Origin of the sequence: Mesorhizobium sp. ISC11, assembly GCF_037162595.1 — a bacterium.
GTDB lineage: Bacteria > Pseudomonadota > Alphaproteobacteria > Rhizobiales > Rhizobiaceae > Mesorhizobium > Mesorhizobium ciceri.
The window spans coordinates 284,359-307,164 of the sequence record NZ_JAVSPW010000002.1 but is presented as its reverse complement, the minus strand read 5'-3'; the positions used below and the strand labels follow the sequence as shown (position 1 = coordinate 307,164).

General features: G+C 61.9%; 17 protein-coding genes. 14 read left to right on the top strand and 3 right to left on the bottom strand.

The window, feature by feature from the left end; all coding sequences use genetic code 11:
- Nucleotide 1: 1 nt before the first annotated feature.
- The 10 genes from tssJ (at nt 2) to RPF88_RS32485 (ending at nt 11,127) form a co-directional block, all read left to right on the top strand.
- Entirely contained in the window at nt 2-454 is a 453-nt protein-coding gene (gene tssJ, locus RPF88_RS32530) for a type VI secretion system lipoprotein TssJ (protein ID WP_024504481.1), read from the top strand.
- A 40-nt stretch (nt 455-494) separates the two neighbouring features.
- Entirely contained in the window at nt 495-1,829 is a 1,335-nt protein-coding gene (gene tssK, locus RPF88_RS32525; RefSeq protein WP_013525301.1) for a type VI secretion system baseplate subunit TssK, read from the top strand.
- A gap of 4 nt (nt 1,830-1,833) precedes the next feature.
- Nucleotides 1,834-3,156 (top strand): type IVB secretion system protein IcmH/DotU, encoded by a 1,323-nt coding sequence (gene icmH, locus RPF88_RS32520; protein WP_127385728.1) that lies wholly within the window; start codon nt 1,834-1,836, stop codon nt 3,154-3,156.
- 1 nt (nt 3,157) lies between these two features.
- Complete coding sequence (gene tssM / locus RPF88_RS32515; RefSeq protein WP_337123942.1) at nt 3,158-6,697, top strand: type VI secretion system membrane subunit TssM; 3,540 nt, start codon at nt 3,158-3,160, stop codon at nt 6,695-6,697.
- Nucleotides 6,679-7,215, top strand: coding sequence for a type VI secretion system-associated protein TagF (gene tagF, locus RPF88_RS32510; RefSeq protein ID WP_084652707.1), 537 nt, complete (start codon nt 6,679-6,681; stop codon nt 7,213-7,215). The genes tssM (RPF88_RS32515) and tagF overlap by 19 nt, the downstream gene beginning before the upstream one ends.
- 2 nt (nt 7,216-7,217) lie before the next feature.
- Nucleotides 7,218-8,015: a PAAR-like domain-containing protein gene (locus tag RPF88_RS32505; protein WP_050596339.1), complete on the top strand. Its 798-nt coding sequence runs from the start codon at nt 7,218-7,220 to the stop codon at nt 8,013-8,015.
- Between the two features lie 12 nt (nt 8,016-8,027).
- On the top strand, nt 8,028-8,495 hold the full coding sequence (locus tag RPF88_RS32500; protein ID WP_027163189.1) for a hypothetical protein: 468 nt from the start codon (nt 8,028-8,030) through the stop codon (nt 8,493-8,495).
- 13 nt (nt 8,496-8,508) lie between these two features.
- On the top strand, nt 8,509-9,003 hold the full coding sequence (locus tag RPF88_RS32495; protein ID WP_027163190.1) for a hypothetical protein: 495 nt from the start codon (nt 8,509-8,511) through the stop codon (nt 9,001-9,003).
- Between the two features lies 1 nt (nt 9,004).
- Nucleotides 9,005-10,093, top strand: coding sequence for a DUF2169 family type VI secretion system accessory protein (locus tag RPF88_RS32490; protein WP_050596340.1), 1,089 nt, complete (start codon nt 9,005-9,007; stop codon nt 10,091-10,093).
- Between the two features lie 107 nt (nt 10,094-10,200).
- Complete coding sequence (locus tag RPF88_RS32485) at nt 10,201-11,127, top strand: beta-ketoacyl synthase N-terminal-like domain-containing protein (protein ID WP_156949330.1); 927 nt, start codon at nt 10,201-10,203, stop codon at nt 11,125-11,127.
- Nucleotides 11,128-11,141: 14 nt separating this feature from the next.
- Here RPF88_RS32485 and RPF88_RS32480 read toward each other — a convergent pair whose 3' ends face one another.
- From RPF88_RS32480 to RPF88_RS32470, 3 genes are read right to left on the bottom strand one after another with little or no spacing between them, the layout of a single operon-like run.
- The gene (locus RPF88_RS32480; protein WP_027163192.1) at nt 11,142-12,314 is read right to left on the bottom strand and encodes a hypothetical protein; all 1,173 of its coding nucleotides are present in this window, start codon (nt 12,312-12,314) and stop codon (nt 11,142-11,144) included.
- 10 nt (nt 12,315-12,324) lie between these two features.
- A complete protein-coding gene (locus tag RPF88_RS32475) occupies nt 12,325-12,747 on the bottom strand; it encodes a DUF6484 domain-containing protein (protein WP_027163193.1) in 423 nt (140 codons plus the stop codon).
- Nucleotides 12,748-12,756: 9 nt separating this feature from the next.
- Nucleotides 12,757-15,084, bottom strand: coding sequence for a type VI secretion system Vgr family protein (locus RPF88_RS32470; RefSeq protein ID WP_337123941.1), 2,328 nt, complete (start codon nt 15,082-15,084; stop codon nt 12,757-12,759).
- A gap of 365 nt (nt 15,085-15,449) precedes the next feature.
- Here RPF88_RS32470 and tagH point away from each other — a divergent pair, with 365 nt between their 5' ends.
- The 4 genes from tagH (at nt 15,450) to RPF88_RS32450 (ending at nt 22,802) form a co-directional block, all read left to right on the top strand.
- Nucleotides 15,450-16,490 carry a type VI secretion system-associated FHA domain protein TagH gene (gene tagH, locus RPF88_RS32465; RefSeq protein WP_337123940.1) on the top strand — a complete coding sequence of 347 codons (1,041 nt, stop codon included), beginning with the start codon at nt 15,450-15,452 and terminating at the stop codon, nt 16,488-16,490.
- Between the two features lie 292 nt (nt 16,491-16,782).
- Nucleotides 16,783-18,279, top strand: coding sequence for a type VI secretion system protein TssL, long form (gene tssL / locus RPF88_RS32460; RefSeq protein ID WP_337123939.1), 1,497 nt, complete (start codon nt 16,783-16,785; stop codon nt 18,277-18,279).
- 19 nt (nt 18,280-18,298) lie between these two features.
- Entirely contained in the window at nt 18,299-21,862 is a 3,564-nt protein-coding gene (gene tssM / locus RPF88_RS32455; protein ID WP_337123938.1) for a type VI secretion system membrane subunit TssM, read from the top strand.
- Nucleotides 21,863-22,028: 166 nt separating this feature from the next.
- A complete protein-coding gene (locus RPF88_RS32450; RefSeq protein ID WP_013525286.1) occupies nt 22,029-22,802 on the top strand; it encodes a PP2C family protein-serine/threonine phosphatase in 774 nt (257 codons plus the stop codon).
- Nucleotides 22,803-22,806: the final 4 nt, after the last annotated feature.

The following is a 22,806-nucleotide window of genomic DNA, read 5'->3' as shown; positions in this document are numbered from 1 at the left end:
GATGATTGATCGACGTGAATTTGTTGTTGCCTTGGGCGCGACAGGGTTGCTTGCGGCTTGCCAGAGTGGTCCGCCGAAACCATCGGTGATCACCGTCAACGTAAACGGCGGTGCTGGCATGAACCCGGGACCAGGCGGCGGCGACCGGCCGGTAACGATCCTGGTGATGCGGCTGAAAAGCACCGGCAAATTCAATTCCGCCGACTATTTCGCGCTGCAGGGGGATGCCGGCACGGCGCTGGCGGGCGATCTCATCGGATCCGACCAGATTTCCGTCGGGCCGGGAAAATCCGCATCCAAAACCATCACGGTCGAGCCGGACGCGACGGCGCTGGGCTTTGTTGCTCTGATCCGCGAGCCCGGCGGCCGGAACTGGCGGACAACTAAGTCGGTGTCGTCGGGATCGAAATTCACGATCAACGTCACGCTTGGCAGCGGCGGCATTTCCGCCTAGCGGCAAAGGGCAAGGGGAGCTCGATGCAGAGAGTAGCGGCATGAGCAATGCAAACAGGGTGCTATGGTCCGAAGGGCTTTTCCTGCGGACCCAGCATTTCCAGCAGCAGGATCGCTTTTTCGAGGCGACGGTGCGCGGCGCGTTGCAGGCCGGGCAATTGCATACGTTCGGTTTCCAACAGCTGACGCTGGACCAGGCGTTGCTGGAAGCCGGCCAGATCTCGATCCTGTCCGCGCGGGGCATCTTTCCGGATGGGACACCTTTTTCCATCCCGGACATGATGGACGCGCCGCGACCGCTGCCGGTCACCCCTGACACGGGCGCCGGACCGGTGCTGATCGCCTTGCCGCTGGAGCCTCCGGGCGGTGTCGGCTTCGATCCGGCACACGCTGCCGCCTCGGGTGCGCGATATCATGGGCGGATCGTTTCGGTGCGTGACGCCGTCCAGGGCGGTTCAGACCCTGAAGAAATCGAAATTGCCCGGCCGCAGGCGCTGCTGCTCGCACCCGGCAAGTCGGTCGGTGGCTACACGGCCTTGCCGATAGCCGACCTCAAGGGGATTCGAGCCGATGGCGGCGTCTCCCTGGACGAGACCTTCCTGCCACCGACCTTGGTTACGGGCGCCGTGGCCTGGTACCGGCAATTGCTGCTGGAAGTTGTCACCGGCCTCGACCAGATCGCCGAGGCGCATGGCAAGATGGTCATGGGCGGACCTGGGCGCAGCGTCGAAGATTTGCTGATGCTCAATCTCGCCAATGCGGCACGTCCGCGGCTGGCCCACATGCTGGCTCAGGATGTGTTCCATCCAGCCGAGCTTTACCTGGAACTTGCCGGCCTCGCCGGTTCGATGGCGACCTACGGATCGAGCGCGCGGCGGCTGGGCGAGTTGCCCGCCTACGATCACATGGCGCCTGGCCCCGCCTATTCGGCGCTGGCGGATGCGCTGCGCTCGCTCATCCTCAGCCTGCGTTACATCGAGCCGAAATCGCGTGCGCTGCCTGTCATGCGGCATTCGACCAATGTCTGGAAGATCCGTATCGACAATCCGAAGCTGCTGGTGGCTAGCCGGATCGTCATCCGGGTCGGTTCGGAGTTGTCGGAAGACGCGCTGCGCAAGATATTCGTCAATCAGGCAACCGTCGGCTCGGCCGACCAGTTCGAGGGCCTGTGGAAATCGCGCTTGCCCGGCATTCCGCTGAAACCGCTTCATTCCCAGCCGCGCGAGATTCCTTACGATGGCGATCGGTTATGTCTGGAACTGGACCAGAAAAGTGAGCACTGGGCGTCGCTGCTCGACGCTCCCGGCTTCGTCATCGGCGTTTCGGGCGTGTTGCCAAGCGAGCCGCAGGTGGACTGCTATTCGGTGAACAGGTGAGATCATGAGCCGCGATGATCCGTTCGGACTGTCGGAGGATCGCGAACGCACCCGCATTCGATTGACCGGCGCGCCGATGCCGCGGCCGATGGCGCCACCTTTGCCGAGCGCGTCGGTAAAGCGCTCCCGCACCCATCCGAACGCACTCGTCAACGCATTTGCGCCCTTGCTCGAATTCGCTCCCGAGCTTGAAAGTGCGCTGCCGCCGGACAATCCGGAAGCATTGCGTACCCGATTGCTCGAAGAACTGGTCCGGGCACGCGACACGGCTATGTCGGTCGGATCCTCAATGGAGCGCGCCGACCAGGCGGCCTGGGTGGTGGCGGCGTTGCTCGACGATCTGGCCCTGAACACGCCATGGGGCGGTGCCAGCGCCTGGCCGCGGCAGCCGCTTGTGGTCATGCTGCGCGGCGATGTCGATGCCGGCACGCAGTTCTTCACCCGTCTCGACGAACTCGAGCGCCATCCCAACCGTGATCGCGAATTGCTGGAACTGCAGTATCAATGCATGGCGCTTGGCTTTCGTGGCAAATATCGTGTGTCGGCCCGATCCGGCGACCGCTCGCTCAATGCCGTTCGCGTGGCGGCGGCACGCTTCCTACGCGATGCCGACGCCGAAGGCGCGCCACTGTCGCCAAACTGGAAAGGCGTGATCGCATCTGACGAGCCGCAGCGCTTCATCGTTCCGATCTGGGTCATGGCGCTCGGTGCGGCGGTTGCAGCCATGACAATCCATGTCGGGCTCTCGATGGCACTGAGCAGCCAGGCGGTCGAGCTCTCCGCACTTGTTCGCGCGCTGCCGCCGCCCGCGCGCGGCGACATCACCCGCACGTCGCCCAAAGTCGATGCCCCGCCGCCGGAGAAGGTGGATTTTGCGCTGTTGCCGGAATTTCAGGCCGGGGCGCCCGCCGACCTCAGATCCGCCCTCAGCGGCACCGAAAGCGTTTCGCTGGCCAAGCTGACGATCCAGGCCTCCAATCCCGAACTGTTCCAGTCGTCACGGCCACAACTGACCGAAGGCTTCGAGCCCCTGATCGGGTCGCTCGCCAAGGTGATCCTCGCCAACCAGGAGCTGATCGGAAACATCACCGTCGTCGGTCATACCGACAGCGTTCCCCTGCAAAAGACCAATCCGCTGTCGACCAACCAGCGACTGTCGGAGGCTCGCGCCCAGACGATTGCCGACATGCTGGTCCAGAACGGAGTGCCGCGGGATCGCGTCCATTCCGAGGGCCGCGCGGCCACCGATCCAGTCGCCACCGACAGCACGCGCGAGGGGCGGGCCTTGAACCGCCGCGTCGAGGTGCTTGTCGAAAAGAGGCTGTGAGATGTTCATCCTGCGCTTCCTTTGGGCTGTCCTGACATCACGCTGGCTATGGACGCTGATCGGCCTCACGCTGCTTTCCCTGGTCATCTGGGTGTTCGGTCCGATCATCAGGGTCGGTCCCTATGAACCGTTCGCCTCTGATAACGTGCGCATCGTCATCATTGCGCTGCTGGTCATCTTCTGGCTGACCTGGCTGATCGTCGCCCAGCGCCGGGCGATCCGCGCCAACCGCATGTTCGTCGCCGAGATTGCCGCGCCGGTGGTGGAAAAGCCGCTCAGACCCGGCGAAGAGAATGTCGCGGCCGTCGGTGCCAAGTTCGCCGAGGTGATGGCCGAACTGAAGCGCCGCAAGCTGGGCGGACGAAAGTTTCTGCGCGAAATGCCATGGTATGTGATCGTCGGGCCGCCGGCCACCGGCAAGACCACGGCCTTGCGGCAGTCCGGGCTGAATTTTCCGATCGACCTCACCGACGACCTGCAGGGGGTCGGCGGCACGCGCAACTGCGACTGGTTCTTTTCAGAACATGCGGTTCTGATCGACACGGCCGGCCGTTATGTCCAGCAGGAGAGCCAGCCCGATGTGGACGCGGTTGAATGGCTGGGCTTCCTCGACCTGTTGAAAAAGCACCGCGGACGCCGCGCGCTGAATGGCGTAATCGTCGCGCTTTCGATCGACGTGCTTTGGGAGGGCGATGAAGCCATCAAGGCGCACGGCCGCAAGATCCGCCGCCGGTTGGCCGAACTCAACGACCGGCTCGAAATCCGCCTTCCGGTCTATCTGATGCTGACCAAGGCCGATCTGATCAAGGGCTTCGAGGCTTTCTTCGGCGGCTTGTCCACGGCTTCGCGCGAGCAGGTATGGGGGACCACCTTCGCGCTGGAAGCGCGTGTCGATGCCAAGACCATTGAACGGGAAATTTCCGCGCTGGCGACGGAACTTGAGCGGAGGCTGGTGCCGCGGCTGGAAGATGAGGACAAACTCGCCGCCCGTGCCGAGATTTTCCGCTTTCCCGCCCAACTGGCAAGCCTGTCCGAACCGATACAGGTGCTGGTCGAGGCAATGTTCGGCGAAAGCCGGTATGAAGAGGTCGCCTGGCTGCGCGGGCTCTATCTGACATCAGCGACGCAGGAAGGAGCGCCCATCGACCGGCTGACCGCGGCGCTGTCTTCGTCCTTCGGCCTGCCGCCGCGACGGGCGCTGCCCGCACCAAGGGTCGAAAAACGCAGCTTCTTCCTGAAGAACCTGCTGACCGAAGTCATCTTCAAGGAAGCGGGCCTCGGCACGTTCGATCCGCTGGCGCAACGGCGCCGCGCCTGGATCTGGCGGGGTGCGGCAGCCGCTTGCGCGGCGGCGGCATTGTTGGCCGGCGGGTTGTTCACCTGGTCCTATTTTGACAACCGCAACGCGATAACGGCCCAGGCAGGCCAGTTCGAAGCGCTGCAGACGCCGCTGACCTCCGTCGCTGCAACGCCGGCATCGGTGGAGCAGCCCGCCATGGACGGCGCGCTCGGTGCGATGGACGCGGTCGCAACCGCCCGGACAGCACCGCCTGGCGCCGCACAGGATCTGCTGGGACCATCGGCCTCCGCGGAAATGGTGCGGGCGCAGACCGACACGTACGATCATGCCCTGCGCAATGTTCTTGAGCCGCGCATGATCGCCTTGCTCGAAGCGACGATGTGGCGGCAAATCCGCGACCCGGATTTCATGCTCGGAGCGCTGAAAACCTATCGCATGATGACGGGCCTGTCTCAGATGGATCCCGATTACGCCCAAGACTGGTGGGCGAACAGCTTGCCCGAATTCGCGGCCGCGGCACCATTTCCGACCGCCGATGCCGAAGAGCATCAGCTTGCCGCCATCCGCCGGATGACGGTCGACGAGAGCTATGTCGCGCCCGACCAGGCCCTGGTTGCCGAAGCGCTGAAAACGGTGTGCACCATTTCGTTGCCGGCGCGCGCCTACAAACAGTTGCTGGCCGATCCGGCAGTGGCCGGGCTCAAGGAGTGGGTCCCGGCGAATTTCGCCGGCCCAAACGGCGGCAAGGTGTTTGCGCGCCGTTCAGCCAAGACGCTTCGCGTCGGCATTTCCGGCGCCTTCACCTATGCCGGATTCCACGACGTCATTCTCGATCGCATCGACGATGTCGCCGCACAGGCGGCGCTCGATCGTGCCGTTTTCGCTGGCGGCTGCTCGGAGAACTCCGAAACCTCGGTTTCGGCGCTGTCCGAGGATATTCTGAAGCTCTACTATGACGACTATATCGCGCAATGGGACAGCTTCCTGCGCGACATGAGGCTCGCGCCATTGACCGATCTCATCGTCGCCAGTGAGAACCTCAAGGATCTTTCGAGCGCCGATTCCGCGCTGAAGCGCCTGCTGACGGCAGTGGTGCAAGAGACGGAGCTCACCCGTTCGGATGACGCGCCCGCCGGAGATGACAAGGCGGCAGCCAAAGGCGGCTCGAAACTGCTCGGCAAACTGGGCAAGCTTGGCAAGATAGTGAAAACAGGGGCAAAACTGTTGCCACGGGCGGGTTCGGCCAGCGAGGTGGACCTGACCGGCAATCTTGTGGCCGAGCATTTCAAACCACTCAAGAGCACCATTGCCGAGGTCGATGGCCAGCCGCCGGCACTGGATGCTGCGGTCGTCGCGCTGACCGCACTTTCCAACGTGCTGCAGACGGTCACCGCGAACCCCAATCCGCAGGATGCCATCAAGAAGCAGGGCGGCCTTGCCGAGCTGACGGGAGCGGTCGCCCGGCAGGCACAGATCCTGCCCGACCCTATCAACGCCTGGCTGGGCGGGATTGCCGGCGACACCAGCAATTTGACTCAGAAGGCGGTCACTTCGGAGCTCAACGCCATCTGGCGGGCCGATATCCTGCCTTTCTGCCAGGCGGCGCTGAACGACCGCTATCCGTTCAGCGCCGAGAGCGCGGTGGACGTCAACGTGCGGGATTTCGCAAGGCTGTTCGGACCGGCCGGGCTGATCGACGGTTTCATCAACGACCACCTGATCAACTATGTCGACATGACCAGCCAGCCGTGGAAGTGGCGCGCCGATTTCGGCCTTGATGCTTCGGCCCTGGCGGCATTCGAGCAGGCCAGGCACATCCGCGACGATCTGTTTGCGGGCGGCAGCGGACCCGTGATGAGCTTCACGCTTGAACCGAAGGACCTGTCTCCCAACGTCACGCGCGTCACGCTCAATCTCGATGGCCAGAGCCTCGTCTACTACAACAACGCAACGCGGCCGCAACCCATGACATGGCCCGGCAAGGACGGCACGGGCGTCATCTCGCTCGCCTTCCAGCCGATCGACGGATCGCCTGAAATAATGCTCAACGAAACCGGCAGCTGGGCGTGGCTGAGGATGCTCCGCAGTGGCCGCTTCGCCAGCACTTCGCTGACCGATGTCTACAGCCTGCGCCTGGGCACGAAGGGCATGTATGCCGATTTCGAACTCAAGGCCGCCAGCGTCGAAAACCCCTACAATCTGGAAATGTTCAAGAAGTTCACATGTCCACCGCAGATATGATCATCGGCTTCTTCGGTAAGATTCCGGCGACTGGAGACTTCGTCTCCGCGAACCTGCCGCGGACTTTCATCGACCGCTGGGACCGCTGGATGTCGATGGAACTGCTGGCGAGGCCGGACGAGGGTGAACTGGACTCGCGTGTCTGGCGCTTTACCGTACCCGCCGCGATTTTCTGCGACCAGCCATGTGCTGGCGTCTGGCGGATGAGCGAAGACCGCGTCGGGCGACGATACCCCTTTGCCATCGTAAGGCTTGGACCGCCGCCGGAGCCAACCGCCGGATGGTTTGACGAAATCGCCGCCTGCCTCAATGGCGCTGTAGAAGGTAACTGGTCAACCGCCAAGCTGGCAGAGACGCTGTCCTTGCTCAGAGAAACGAGCACGGGCGACGCGTCTGCCATAACCTTCTGGTGCGATGACTTCGACGTCACCGAGTTTAACTTCGCTGATATCCATGATCTCGCCGACAACGCCTTGCCGAAGCTGCGCGCCACCAAGCCCGCAATCGAGGATATCTGACGATGGGCCTTACTGTCTTCGCCGAGAGCATGGGCTTTTTTCACAAGGGCAGTGGTGGCAAGGGCATTGCGCCGGGCGATGTCTGTCTCAGCCCTCCTCCGCCGCCGGCCGGGCCTGTGCCTGTGCCCTATGTAAACATGCTGCAGGCCAGTGACCTTATCAAGGGAAGCAAGAGCGTTAAAATCGATGGCGAGCCGACCGCGCTCGAGAACGCGTCCGAGATCATGATGAGTTCCGGCGACGAAGGCGGCGTTCAGGGCGGCAACGTCGTTACGCACAAGATCAAGGGCAAGGGCTTCTTCATGCTCTGGTCCTTCTTGGTGAAAGTTGAGGGCAAGGGGGTTGGCCGCCACGGCGATCCGATGGGCCAGGCGGCAGCATCCGCGCCCGCGGGTGCATGCGACATGTCCGCCCTTGTCCGGTTCAAGCGACGAAAGGCTTTCTCAGGAAAGAAGAAGTGCTCCCGCCATTACGAGCGCGCAGGCAAGGGATATGGTCCTACTACCACGCAGACTGCCCATATCCAGGGCAAGCCGTGCTGGGTGATCGGGCCAACAGGAGCACGTTGCGGAAAACCGGGCAAGACGGCCGACCACCAGCCCCCGATCGTCATCGCATGGTACAAGGGTGGCTGCCGGAACGGAGCGGCGTTTAAGAGATGGGCAGTATCCAACGCTGCGGTTCAGCCACAATGCGCCAACCACAGTCTTAACAATGTGCAGAAAGGTATGGCCCATTTTACGCGTGGCAATCCGACCATTGCCCAGGTTCAGCAGCGCATCAAGACCTATCTGGCATAAGGATACACGCGCATGAATGCCTTCGATCGCCTGTATGGCAATTACGTTTTTGACCTGCGTGAAGCCTTGGGCGCGGCCAACGAGTGGTGGGCAAAGCTTCAGGTGAAGATTGCCGGAGAAACCTCTTCAAAAGAGGAGGCGGCTCGGATGATCGAGACCCGTTGGCCGTTCGGTCCGTCCTCGCATCCATTCGTGCTGGCGGTCTTCCGCAAATATTACCTCAGCGTGGTGGCGATCAACGAGGAAATCGAGACCCACGGCCACGCACATGGTTCTGTTGAACGGATTCCGCCGTCGGAGGACGACTGGGGTATCGACGACGAAGATGAAGACAATCGGCGATTTGAAGACGGTGTTCCAATCGCTCCCTGGCTGCTGCTCGTGGACGCCCTGCATGGCGAAGACGAGGACCTCGTCGACGCCGTTGTCTGGCTGGTCTACCAGCCGGTCGGTCTCGACGCCAGCGACCACGTCGTCTGAGAGGAGCCGAGCCATGTCCCCGATCCTTACTCCGCATCGACGCGAGCAGAACATTCGTCGCCTTCTGGAAGCGCCGGACGACCTCATGCTCTCCGGCGCACCGCTCGCCGGATCGGCCGTGCCACAGCCGGGAGCGCCGCGTTATCGCGAACTGTTCACGACGTATCTCGATGAACTGCGGCCGCACGTGGAGCGCGTCGCCTCTGATTGGCAGGAGGCGATGACCTATCAGACTGGCAGGCTCGGCAGCCCCGAGGCCGCGCGGGACTTCCTGATCCAGGAATATCCGGCTGGTCCTGCCGCCGACATGCATTTCATCGCGGTGGTGCGCAAGTTCTGGCTGGCCTGCGACGCGCTCAACCACGGGTTGGGTGCAACCGAATCCGTCGACCCGCCAAAATTCCTACTCGCATGGGTGATCGAAGCTGGCGAGAACATTTGCGTCGAAGTGCTGGCCAGCCAACCTTACTGGCCTGTCGGCCTGTCCAAAGAGAGGCGTTGGTGCTGACATGGCTGCCTTCAACGTCTGGATAGAGAACCGAACGCCGTTTGCCGTCGCCACCATGGTACAGGTCGACGCCGAGGGTCAGGAGATCATGGTGGCCATGTTCTCGGCGAGTTTCGAGGCGGCCGACGCGGGCGCCCCATTTTGGCCGGCCGCCGAACAACTTCCCGTGGCATTGAGCGACGAGCCGTTCGGCGACCCCGCAGCGTCCTCGATACGCTATGAGGCGGATATCGCGCCAGTAAAGCCAGTCGCCGAGGTCATCGTCAATGGCACCGCATACGCGCCGAACAGCAAGCCGGTTCGCGAGATGCAAGTTGGCTTGAGAATTGGCGTAATGCGCAAGACGCTTCAGGTTGCTGGCGACCGTATCTACGACGCAGGCAGCTATTCGACGCCGCACCCCTTCCGCACCATGTCGCTGGTCTATGAGCGCGCATATGGCGGCACGACCGAGGACGGACGCGTCGAAATTCGCAACCCGGTTGGTGTTGGCTTCCACCATGCTCGCTCGGCCGACCCTGCGGTGAAGACTCATGCTCCAAATATAACCTATCCGGGGGAGCCCTATCTCAGCCCTTCCGACCGGCCGAAGCCTGCGGGATTCGGTGCAATCGGGCGGGGGTGGCAGCCTCGAATCCGCTATGCTGGGACCTACGATCAAGCCTGGACTGACACCCAGTGGCCTCTTCCACCTAAGGATTTCAATCCCCAGCATTATCTTTGCACGCCGCCGGACCAGCATCTGCCGCAGATACTAGGTGGGGAGGATGTGACGCTAATCGGCCTAACGCCCGAAAGCCGCTGGGAATTCCGCCTCCCATCCGTCACCGCGCCGGTGCGGCTGATCTTCGATGATCGCATCGAGGACGCCGCGTTCCGGGCCGACACGGTAGTAATCGAGCCCGATCTCAGGCGCGTTACGCTCAAGGCCCGTCTTGCTGTATTGACGCGACGCAACGCGCCCGCGCTGCGGGAGATCGTCTTCGGCCACGTGACGCCGATGTTCCTTACCGCCGCCCGCAAGGGCAAGGAATACACAGGAATCGGAGGCGACGGAACGCTACTCAACCAGCCTGTGTGGCGGCCATGAGGCGACCGCTTTATATCACGGGCGCAGGCGCTGTCACAGCTGCTGGCCTTAACGCTGCGCAGACGCTCGCCGCCATACGTGCCGGTCTATCAGCCGTCGATGCTTGGATGACCAAGGATGGCGAAACAATCACAGTTGCCCGCGTGCCGGCGCGGTCCCGGCTACGCCAAAACGAAGGCGAGTGGCTCGCCAACATGGCCGCCCGCGCGATCAACGAAGCGATGCGCACCGGCCAGGTGCGCACCGAGGCGACGGCGATTCTTATGACTCCACCAGAGAGCTTTCGCGAGCATTCCGCCTACGGGGACATCCGCCCGCCAGCCTTCCTTGGTGCGATCATCGCGGCGACCGGGCAGCATTTCCACCCCGCGTCACGCGCTGTGGACGGCGGCGCGGCGGCCAGTCTTGGCCTACTTGAACGCGCCATCTATATCCTGGAAACTGAGGGCGCCGAGCAGGTGCTGCTCGGCGGCGTCGACAGCCTTGTCAACGACACCGATCTAGCCCGGCTCGCTCGCGCCGGACGCCTTGTTGGGGATGACAACGCGCAGGGTCTGGTACCAGGCGAAGCCGCCGTCTTCGTATGTCTCACCCGCGAGCCTAAGACGGTGGGTCCTGTCCATGTGGCGATCCACGGGGTCGGCACGGCGCAGGAGAGCGATGGCGTGTTGTCGGAGCGGTTCAGTCAGGGCCGGGCAATGCTCGGTGCCCTGCGCGATGCTATCAGCGGATCGGGTCCCGCCGAACCAGACATCAATTTCGTCGTCAGCAACGGCAATGGCGAGCGTTACAGCGGCTGGGAGCAACTCATGGTGCGACAGCGCTTTTACCGTACCCGCCGGGAAGTCCTGCCCACCGCCTATCCGGCGATGACGATCGGCGATATCGGCGCTGCCGGGGGGGCGATGGCCCTGATGCTGGCCGCTGACAGTTTTATGAACGACTATGCGCCGGGGCCGACCGCCATGTGCGAGGTGGCTTCCGAAGGCGGCCTGCGCGCGGCCGCGGTGATGGCCGGCATGACCCGCCCTTAAGCTTTGAGCTTAACTTACATCCAAGCCGGGAACCGGCGCGTCCTGCGCCAATCGGTCAGTGGCGCATCCGGTTTGGCGAGCGCGGCGCGCATTGCGTCCAGCCGAAGCCTGCGCATAGAATGGAAGGGCTCGTGATTGCCCCCGCCGCGCCCCTCGTCCCACCACGCCGTCACGCGGTCGGCTACCGGAAGCGGGCTGGCCGTCACGGGTTCAAATTCCTTGCCGAGCACAACCGGGTCTATCGTGAAGAGGTCGGTATCATTGAAATCCACATCGAGAAGATCGCGCAGCGCCAGCCCGGCAGCGAAGACAAGCTCCGGCTCACGCATCCTCGCGATCAGCCAGGGCATGACCGACCGGTCGCCGACGAGGCCGATCGCCGCTGTCGCGGTGGCGCGCAAGGCAGGCTGCCTCAGACCATCCTGCAACCAGCTTCGGCCGGTCTTCAGGGGCGTCGTCAGAAGGCGCATCTCAATCGCCGCGGCCGCGAGGCCCGGCTCTGCTAGCACGATCCGGTCGAGCACCGGGTGAGCCGAGCGCGCTTCGCCAAGAAGGCAAGCCGCAAGGGCGGCCGTCAGGCGTTCCTTCGGCGTGTCGCCGTCAAGTCCGTCAAGTCCGGCCAGCACCGCCGGAAGGAGGTCTCGCCGTTTGAGCCCACCAGCAAGCCGAAACGCACGCCTGCGAACATCCGGATGCGGATTGCTCAGCAAATCGCCGAGGCGAGCACCGGGATCGACGCGGTGATGCCAGAGTGCCGCGAGGCCGAGGCCACGCAGCCGCGCATCGCGCGCGTCCAGCCATTCGGCCACGAACGGACGCAGGTTTTCGCGCGGCGTGCGCGCGATCGCGCCGGACAGAGCCGACACGCCAACCTCGCCTAGCGTCGCCGCGGCGTCGATCGCCAAGGCAACGGCTTCGGCATCGCCCCAGCGCAACGCCAGCACGCCGAGCACGAAAAGCTCGCCGGGCTCGGAATAGTCGGCGAAATGCGCCTGGGCTGCCTCCCAACCGGCTTTTCCGGATGCCATCAGCCCGTCGAGATTTGCATTCAGGCGCTGGTCGATGCGGCCGATATCGGTTTCACCCAGGATGGGGCGATCGATTTCATGGCGGCGACGGAACCAAAGGAAGGCCGCGTCGCTAGCGTGCTGGTCCACGATGTCAGCGATGGACGCGATGCGCTGCATCGTGAACGCCTCAGTTGAGATGGATGGCCCCGCCACGGATGCGGTTGGTGCCGCTGGCGTGGCTCGTCAGCTGGCTGCCGCGAATTGTGATCCGCCCATCCTTCTCCAGGATGATCGACGCCTGGCCGCAGCGCAGCTCGATGCGCTGGTCTGCGGCTATGGACACCCGTTCACCGTCGCGGATGATCTGCAGATCCCTGTTTTTGCGTAGCGGCTCGACGATGCGTCCCACCACAAGAGGCCTCGTTGGATCGCCGCCTTCAAACAGTAAGGCCACTTCCGAACCTATCGCGGTGGAATCTAGCTCAGCCAAGCTACGCGCCGGGATCGCGGTCTCGCGGGGATTGCCGACAAAGACCACCAACGGCATTCCGCCGTCAAAGCCGATCAGGAGCCCTATCGCCACTCCGTCAATCCGGTTGACTACATTCATTGCCAGTCCTCAATTATTGTGAACGTTGCTGCCCTTAATACTCACGTTACTGGAAGCACTGACATCAATCTTACCGCTGCCTTTTATCGCGATATCCTTGCCTTGGATCAAAATCGTTCCATCCTTCTTCATAGTAATCGATGCATTTCCGCATTCAAAGGTAATCGAATCCTTCCCGTTGATCATTATATTCTTTCCCGAAGCGATAGACATGTCTTCAGCGACGTCGATGGCGCTGCCCTTGCCGACCTTGAGCGAATGCGCTCCATCGACTTGAGTGCCGTCATCCGCCGTGATCTTGGCAGCCCGACCCTTGCCGATCGTCGAAGTAAGATCGCCGTCTACATTGAATGTCTGATTTCCATTAACTTTCACCGTCTGATTGGATTTTATGGTCCAACTGTCGGAAGCTCCGATGTCATGGCTCTGTCCCAGCGCCACGCTGACGGAGCGGGTCGCCCCGATCGTGTTTTTCTGAACCCCGGCAACGCTGCGGGTCTCCGATGCTCCGACCGTATCGACACGCGCAGCGCCAACGCTCACCGTCTGCACAATCCCCACCGTCTGCGTGTGATTGGCGTCGATGTTCTCCGTCGAGTTCGACACGACATGGATGGTCTCGTTGGCCATGACCGTCAGCGAACGGTTGGCGCCCACTGTCTCGGTGTCGTTCGAGCCGATGTTGGTGGTCTGGTCCACGCCGACCTTGACGGTCTTGTTGTTTCCGACGTCCTCGTCGAGGTTGTGGCCGACGGAGTGCTTGGCGTCGTGGTCGATGCGGTCGGACTGGTCGTGCTGCACCAGCTTGGTGCGGTCGTGCTTGACCAGAAGGTTATGGTCCTTCTGCGCCTGGAAATTGACCAGTTCGGAGCCGGCCTTGTCCTCGAACATCAGCTCGTTGTAGCCGCCACCGCCTTTGGAGGAGTCGGACTTCCAGCCCGATTGCGTGGCGCTGCCCGGCAGCCCGTAGGGCGGCATCTGCGAGGCGTTGTAGACCCTGCCGGTGATGATCGGCAGGTCCGGGTCGCCTTCGATGAAGTCGACGATCACCTCCTGGCCGATGCGCGGGATCTGGATAAAACCCCAGCCGCTGCCGGCCCAGGTCTGCGATACCCGCACAAAGCAGGAGCTGTTCTGGTCCTTCTTGCCCAAGCGGTCCCAATGAAATTGCACCTTCACCCGCGCATATTTGTCGGTGAATATTTCCTCGCCCGACGGACCGACCACCGTCGCCGTCTGGGGGCCGCGCATGATCGGCCGGGGCGTGATCCGTGGCGGACGATAGGGCAAGGCGGTCGGCGCCAAGCCGAGGATCACCTTGAAATTCTCGCTGTTGACGTCAGCATGGGCTCTGTAACCTGGATCAAACAGTCTGTATTCGGCGCTGACCACCAGATACTCCTGGTTCTGGTCCTCACGCGGAAAGCTATCCAGCTTGAACGTGCAGCCCGAATAGAGGCCGCGCACGGTCCCGACGGCGGCGATGCGCTGGTGGACGGCCTGGATTTCCTCACGCCGGATCGCGGCCAGGCTGTCTCCCCGGCCCGTTTCGAGATGCGCGCCGGGCTGGCGGTAGTTCTCACCCGCTGCCTCCTTGTGGCTGAACGGCTGGGCCGACTTGGCCATGAGATCGGCGCCCGGCTTCGTGAAATCATAGTCAGTGTGGGCATAGGCGCCTGGGCGCACCGAACTGCCCGGTATCCATTCAGTGATGTATTCGACATCGCGCCGCGAACCCTGACCTTCAAAGTTATAGAGCACTTTCTCGTAGCCCGGCGCAGGCTTCAGCTTGCTCATCGCATCGGCCAGGACAAGCGTGTGCTTGCCGTCATCATGCTCGAAGAAATACAGGATGCCTTCATGCTCCAGCAGCCGCTGCACGAAATCCAGATCGGGTTCGTCGTACTGCACGCAATATTCGCGCGGGGGATAGGACCCTTGCAGGCGCAGATCGAATTCCGCGATACCGTATTTCTTGAAGATGTCCTTGACGATGTCGAGGACGCTCTTGTTCTGGAAAATACGGCAATCGGTGGTGTTGCCGAGAAACCAGAGCCACGGCCTGATGACCGCCTCATAGTAGGCCAGCCGATCTTCCAGCCGGGTGAGCCGGAACTCGGAGACGATGCCGCTGAACCAGCGTTTCGGATCAGATTCAGCTTCGATCGAGAGCGGCCCGCCCAGCATCTTCAACGGATCGATATCGGAGTCGGTGCTCACGAATCCGACCGTATAGGCAAAACAACGGCTGATCTCATCGCGTCCGACAAGATGCGTGAAGGTCAACAGCTCGGAGCCAACCGGTGTCCGGACAACGGTGGCACGTTCATTGGGCATGGGTCGAGCCCCCTCCTGGACGCGGCCGCCAATGTGATGGATTTGAAGTTCCCGCTATATTAACAGCACTCCGTTCAGGAACTTCTTAGATCCGCCACGCCAGGCCATGTTGAGCCTACCACATGTTTTCCTGCTGGCCAAAGAGGACATGGGGCGACAGAAACCCAAACCGTATCGCGTGTGGTCGGATTCACGCGCTGCACCTTCAGGTCTTGTTTCATGCAATGTCGTTTTCTCAAACGGAGGGCACTTTTGGGCGACATGCATTAACCAGCCGGTTCATCGGCTTGAAACGCTTCTGTCCTGTTTTACCCGCAAGCTGCTAGAATGGCGGAGTACCGATCAACGATCGACGGCGATCTCGGATGCACATCAGTCTGGAAATCAACAATGTCGACGCCTTGCCCGCTGGTACCTCGACCAGCTACGCGGCGCGTGATCGCGGCTTCGAAATCGGACGCGATGCTTGCGACTGGACCTTGCCGGATCCCGACAAGTTCATCTCGGGCCGCCACTGCGAGGTTCGCTACGAGGCGGGCGCGTTCTGGCTGCACGACATCTCGCGCAATGGGACCTTCATCAACGGATCGAGCCAGCGCATGACCGGGCCACACCGGCTGGGCCATGGCGACCGGATACTGATCGGCCGTTATGTCATCTTGGTATCGATCGACGAAGAGCGCGCCACGACGGGCTACCCCAGCTACAAATCCGAGCAGCGAGACATGCCGCCCGCGACAGGCCGGCCGCTGGAATTTAAACATGCACCTTTCTTCGATCCCGCACAGCAACGGCCCGGGCAGCGCATTCCGCCGCACTCCCCACCCCTGCCTTCGACCAGAGACGAGGTCTTGCGGGAGATCGCGATCGGAGCCGGCATTTCGCCGGAATTGCTTCAATTACGCGACCCGCATGAAGTTGCCGCCGAAATCGGCGCGGTCCTGCGGGCGGTGGTCGAGGAACTGACGTTGCTGCTGAAAGCACGTGCGGCCGCGAAAATGCTGGCCAAGAGCACACAACGAACGATGATCAGCGCCGCCGACAACAATCCGCTGAAGTTCGTTCCAGGAACCGGCGAAATCCTCGAAATCATGTTCGCCCGCCGCAGGGCCGGCTATCTTGATGCCAGGCGCAGTATCGAGGACGCATTCCGCGATCTGAAGACGCACGAATTCGCCACCTATGCCGCCATGCAAGCTGCGCTCTCCCGACTGCTTGACGACCTGTCGCCCGAGGCGATCGGCAGGAAACTCCCGCCTACGTCGTTCACATCGAAGAAGGGGCAGGCCTGGGACGCCTATGTCGCGACATGGCGGGCCATGGAGGAGGCACATGAAAACGGCATGCTGGACATCTTCCTGGCGTATTTCAGCGAGGCCTACGCCAAAGCCGACAAGCAAAAATAGGCGATCCAGGAAACGCCTGGCAGGCCAATCAGAAAAGTCCTCCGACGCCCGGCATCCGGTTCCAATAAACAATTTCTGAGATTACAATCGCATACGACAGTTCGCCAAGCGGGTAAGACTCATTGACCTGGGGGTCTGCGGCAATGTCATGCTACGGCGGGACAGGATTTTCTGGCCAATCCTTCTGCGGACACTACCGCGGCCGACCGGAGCTGCCCCTTTACCCGACCAGAAACCGTCTTGCCCCTGTCTCGCCCAATCGCGGGTATCCCGCCTGCACGGGTGATCGGCGATGAGCTCGAAGGACGACCCCTTCGGTCCGGCGGGCAAGACCGTCATTCGCGCAAATCCACGGCGCACGCAAAAACCGCCGCCGGTTCCGGAGCAATCCATCGTGGACACCTCCAGGATCGAGGATTCAACCGTGTTCGATCCTGGCGTCGTGCGGCCATCGGGCTGGGTATCAGGAACCGTCATCTATCAAGGCCCGGCCCTGGGTGCCCCAGCAGGTACCAGCTCTTCGGCCGCCGCATCAAAGCCGCCCATCGAGCAGCGCATGCTGCTCGGCGCCGCCGAGGTGGTCAGATACTGCGCGGCAAACACTATTCTCGCTGCGGCCGCTCCTTTGCTGATGCTGTTTGGGCAACTCAGGCTGATGCCTGTCGAAAGACAGGCGGAGCCATTGGCGCAACATGTCGCTGAGGCCATCGAAAAATTCGACCGGACGGTGGAGAAATCGGACGTTGCCCAAGAGGATGCGCGGATTGCGCGTTATGTTCTGTGCGAAACAGCCGACGATCTTATCGGCAACCTGCCTTGGCCTGGGAAAGACGACTGGTCGCAACGCAGCATGTCTTGGCAGTTCTTTCATACCCAGTCCTCCGGCACAGGCTTCTACGAAGCACTGAACAAGATCCTGGCCCATCCCGAGACACATTACGATCTGCTCGAACTGATGCATGTCTGTCTGTCGCTGGGGTTCGAGGGCCAGTATCGCGGCGTGAGGCGCGAAGACAACAATCTCGAGCGCGTTCGACGCGACGTCTACGAGACGCTTCGCTACTTCAGGACGCGTGCGGGTGAAGACATCTCGCCGCGCTGGCAGGGCTTGGCCGAGACGATGGCGCAGTCCTCGGCCCGCCTGCCGCTTTGGGTGGTTGCCGCGTCAGCGTCGGCGCTGCTGGCGGCAGCGTTCTTCGCATTGCGGGTCTTCATCTCCAATGAAGGCGACGCCGCCGCAGGTGAATTGCTGGCACTCAACCCATCAATACCCGTCGCTATCGAGCGCGCCAGCGTGGCGCCGCTGGTCGAGCCAGCCAAAGTCGCCCCACCGGCGGCCAACGCTCAGATCGATCGTATTCGTGCGGCGCTGGCCAAGGACGTCGAAGGCGGCGGACTGGCCATTGGCACCAAGGGCGACTTCATCGTCGTGGAAATCAACAATCTGCTGCTGTTCCAGTCCGGCAGGGCCGAGACGAAGCCGGAATTTCAGCCCATAGCCGCCGACATCGCCGCGGCTCTTGAGCACGAGCCTGGACCGATCCGGATCGTCGGCCACACGGATAATGTCAAACCGCGTCGGTCGAGCGCCTTCAAATCCAACTTCGACCTTTCGCTGGCCCGGGCCAAAGCCGTCGAAGCGCTGATGGCCGCGAAATTCAGCGATCCCTCGCGACTGACGGTGGACGGCAAGGGCGAGGACGAACCGATTGCCGAAAACGCGACGCCGGAAGGCCGCGCCAGGAACCGCCGTGTCGATGTGATGATCCCCAGGGAGGAGACATTGTGACGACCTGCTGGAAGCATCCATGACGCGTTGGCTGCTGCGGATATTCAGCATGACCGCGCTGATCGGCTTCGCGACGGCCATATGGTTTGCCGGCCCCTTGATCCGCTTTGCCGATAGCCGGCCGCTCGGGCCTGCCTGGCTGCGTGCAACGATCATCGGTGTAATCGTGGCGACGCTGGCGCTTGTTCACGGGCTGCGTTTCTGGCAGGCGAGGAAGGCGCAAAAAGCGCTCGAAACCGTCGTTGCGCACAATGATGACCGCGATGATGACGATGGGCGGCTGCTCGAAGCCCGCATGAATGAGGCCTTGGCGGCGCTCAAAGGGTCGAGCGGCAAGCGCAACTTCCTCTACGACGTCCCCTGGTACGTCGTCATAGGCCCTCCGGGTGCCGGCAAGACAACGGCACTGGTCAATTCGGGGCTGAATTTTCCGCTTGCCGGTTCAGGAGACGCCCAACCGGTGGCCGGCATTGGCGGAACACGTGCCTGCGACTGGTGGTTTACCGACCAGGCCGTGTTGATCGACACCGCAGGTCGCTACACGACGCAGGATTCCAATGCTGAGAGCGACAAGAAGAGCTGGCTCTCCTTCCTGTCACTGCTCAAGAAGCACCGCGCCCGGCAACCGATAAACGGCGTCATCCTGGCCATCAGCCTTGCCGATCTGATGAGCTTCGACGACCGGCAGATAGATACCCACGTCGCCGAGATACGCAACCGGCTGAGGGAAATCCACGAGACGCTGAAAGTTCAGTTTCCAGTCTATCTGATTTTCACCAAGGCCGATCTTGTCTCCGGTTTCATGGACTACTTCGGCGGTTTCGACGAGTCACGAAGGCGCAAGGTATGGGGCGCGACATTCCAGACCGCGGAGCGCGACAGGAACATGGCCGCTGGAGCCCCTGCCGAATTCGATGCGCTGGCAAAACGACTGGCCGACGAGATGGCCGACCGCCTCCAGGAAGAGGCTGATCCCGTCACGCGTATCTCCATCTTCGGTTTTCCGGCACAGTTCGGCGCACTAAAGGGCCGAGTTACCAGCTTTGTCGCCGCTCTGTTCGATCCCGGACGCAGCCAGGTGAATGTCAGCCTGCGTGGATTGTATTTTTCGTCCGGCACGCAAGAGGGCACGCCTATCGATCAGGTGCTGGGCGCGATCGGCCGCAATTTCGGCGGCAATTCCCGCCCTCACCTTTCTGGAACCGGCAAAAGCTTCTTTTTGCATGATCTGCTGACGGACGTCATTTTTGCCGAATCGGGCTGGGTTTCGTATGACAAATCGGCTGCAAGGCGTGCGGCGATCGTCAGATTTGGTGGCCTGGGTGCCATAACGCTGATCGCCGCCGCCGCACTGGGTACGCTCGCCCTGAGCTTTGCTTCCAACCGGTCGCTGATCGCCTCCACAACGCTGGCCATGGGCCAGTATCGCGAGACGGCGGCCTCGTTGCTCCAGGCCAGCACGGTCACCGATGTCGACCTTGAAAACGTCATCGGCCCGCTTGACCAGTTGCGCGATCTGCCGGCCGGGTATGAAACCGGTGACTTGCCGACACCGTTAGAGGAGACGTTCGGCCTCAGCCAGAGGGAGAGACTTCTTTCGGCATCCAAAACAGCCTATCGGCAGGCGCTGGAGCGACTGCTCCGATCGCGCCTGTTGATCCAGGCCGAGCGGACGATCCATGCCAAGATGGCCGATCCCGTCGCACTCTACGAACCGTTGAAAATCTATCTGATGCTTGGCGGCAAGGCACCGAAGGTCGATGACGCTTTGATCGTTTCGTGGATGAAGCGGGACTGGGAGCAGAACCGATATCCGGGCGAAAACAATCGCGAAGGACGCGAGCAGCTCCAAAAGCACCTGCGCGCCATGCTTGCATTGGACGACGCCTATGATCCGGTCTTCGAACTCAACCAGCCGCTTGTCGAAGCCGCTCAACGTTCACTCGGGCGTATGAGCCTTGCCGATCGCGCTTCGGCCTTGATCAAGTCGGCTATATACGCAGCGGTGCTGGACGATTTTTCACTGTCTCAGAAAGGCGGGCCGGAAGCGCAGCTGCTGTTCGAGCGCATCGATGGCGGCGATCTGTCAGGGCTTCGTATTCCCGGCATCTATACTCATTCCGGCTTCAACACCTTCTATCTCCGGCAACTGTCGCGCATTGCGCAGATGCTTGTCGACGAGCAGTGGGTTCTCGGGGGCGGCGGCGAACAAGGCGATATCAACCAGCAATTGCTCAAGCTCGGCCCCGAACTTCTTGATCGCTACGGCAAGGAGTTCGCGGCCGCGTGGAACGGCGTTCTCGGCCAGTTGAAATTCAAGGCGATGCTGACGGACAAGCCGCACTACATCGCGCTTTCGGCCGCTGCCTCCCCAAGCTCACCGATGAATCAGCTCTTTGCGGCAATCGCCGATGAAACAGCTCTGACGCGGGACTCAGGTGACGGCCCCGATCCCGGCACCGAGATCGAAGGCACGGCCCAGAACCCGCCGCGCAACCCCGCGGATCTGGCCAAGGGCCTGGCCCGCATCGGCATAACAATCGCCAGCGGCAAATCGCAAAGCCGCGCCGGCACCGGGGCCGCCGACGCACGGAACTTCAGTCCAGGAGCAAACATCGAAGCGCAATTCAGACCATTCCAGGCCCTGGTGAACGGCCCTGCCGGACATCGCCCGATCGATGCTCTGACCCAAAACTTCAGCGATATCTATCAGAGCCTGCAACTGGCGGCCGAAGTTCCTTCGCAGACGGAACGCGTCAATTCGAACCTGCAGCTGCAGATAGCCACGCTTCGCGCCAATGTCTCGCGCCTGCCCAAGCAACTCGGCCGGATGGTCAACGCGACGGCGGATGAGTTCGAAGGCAACGTTGCCGAAACCTCGGTGACCAACTTGAATCAGATACTTGACCAGACGGTCACAGCCCCTTGTGAAGCCGCAATCAGCGGCCGTTATCCCTTCGCCCGCGACGCCACCGAGGATGTTGCGATGGCAGATTTCGCCAAATTGTTCGCCCCTGGCGGCTTGCTGGACCGGTTCTTCGCACAAAATCTAGCATCGCTGATCGACATGACCAGCCAGGACTGGACTTGGAAACAGGATGCGCGATTTGGACGCGACCTGTCGAAATCGACCCTGAAAGACTTCCAGCTTGCGGCGGAAATCCGCAGCGCCTTCTTCCCATCGGGCGGTTCGTTGCCTTCGGTCAGCATCACTTTCACACCGTTCTCACTGAATGGCGATGTCGATACGGCGATACTCGATGCCGAAGGCCAGATCGTCTGGAGCAATCAGACGGGCAACGCGCCGAGCGCGGTCACCTGGCCGGGCGAGGCAGCTTCCGCGTCCGCCAGCCTAAGCTTGACGCCGGAGATGCCAGGCCGCGAATCCGCCATCAAGTTCGAAGGGCCCTGGGCGCTGAAACGACTTCTGGACAAGGCTGCCGTCACCGGCGACGACAGCAACATGCAAGCGCGCTTCGTGATCGGCGGACGCGACGTTACTTATGCTCTCCAGACAGGCTCAGGCTCCAACCCCTTCTTCCTCCCGGCCCTGTCCGGATTCAGCTGTCCCAAGGCGTTTTGAACAGGGTTCATCTGCTGAACATGGCGTCGGTCCGCTGACCACGGCGTTCAAAGCCTGGTTTTCCTTAGTTTTCGATACTTTAATGTTCGAGCCTGTGGCAAAGTGGCGCCAGCGAGCGTCCAAAGGTGCGCCGCAGAAGGACGCTTGAAAAGCGCTTGGTGGCAAATTGAATACTGTCGCCCTTTCCGTTGAGAGCTTCGGCGTGAGCCACAAAGGCTGTGTCCGTGAGCTCAATGAAGACAGCTATCTGGTCGAGCCACAAACTGGCGTCTGGGTGGTAGCCGACGGAATGGGTGGACATGACGCCGGAGAGGTCGCTTCCGCCAGTATCGTCGATCATCTGTCAACAATCGGCATTGCGAGCTCAGCTCCCGATCTTCGCGCCCGCTTCGAGGACAGGCTGGGCCGGGCCAATGCCGAGATCCGAGGCATATCTGAATCCCGCGGCATAACCATCGGTTCCACCGTTGCCGCCCTGCTGGCGATGGACGGGCGGTTTGCCTGCCTGTGGGCCGGTGACAGCCGCGTCTATCTTGTCCGCAACGCCTCGATCTCGCAGATCTCGAGAGACCACACCGAAGTTCAGGAGCTCATCGACCGCGGTATCATCAGCGCAGCCGAAGCACGCACGTGGCCGCGCCGCAATGTCATCACGCAAGCGATCGGCGTCAGCGACGAGATTGTCATCGATTTCCAGCAGGGAGAAATCATGCCGGGGGATATTTTTGTGTTGAGCACGGATGGTCTGACGGCGCATGTCACCGACGCCGAGATCGAGGCGGCGACGGTGTCGGCGACACCTCAGGCAGCCTGCGAGAACCTGCTCGACATGGTGCTGGCGCGCGGCGCAACGGATAACGTCACGATCGTCCTCGTAAAGATAGGACACGAGCGCGATGGCCAATTGCCTCCTCCATATCTGCATAGAGCGAAGGCCTGAGGTT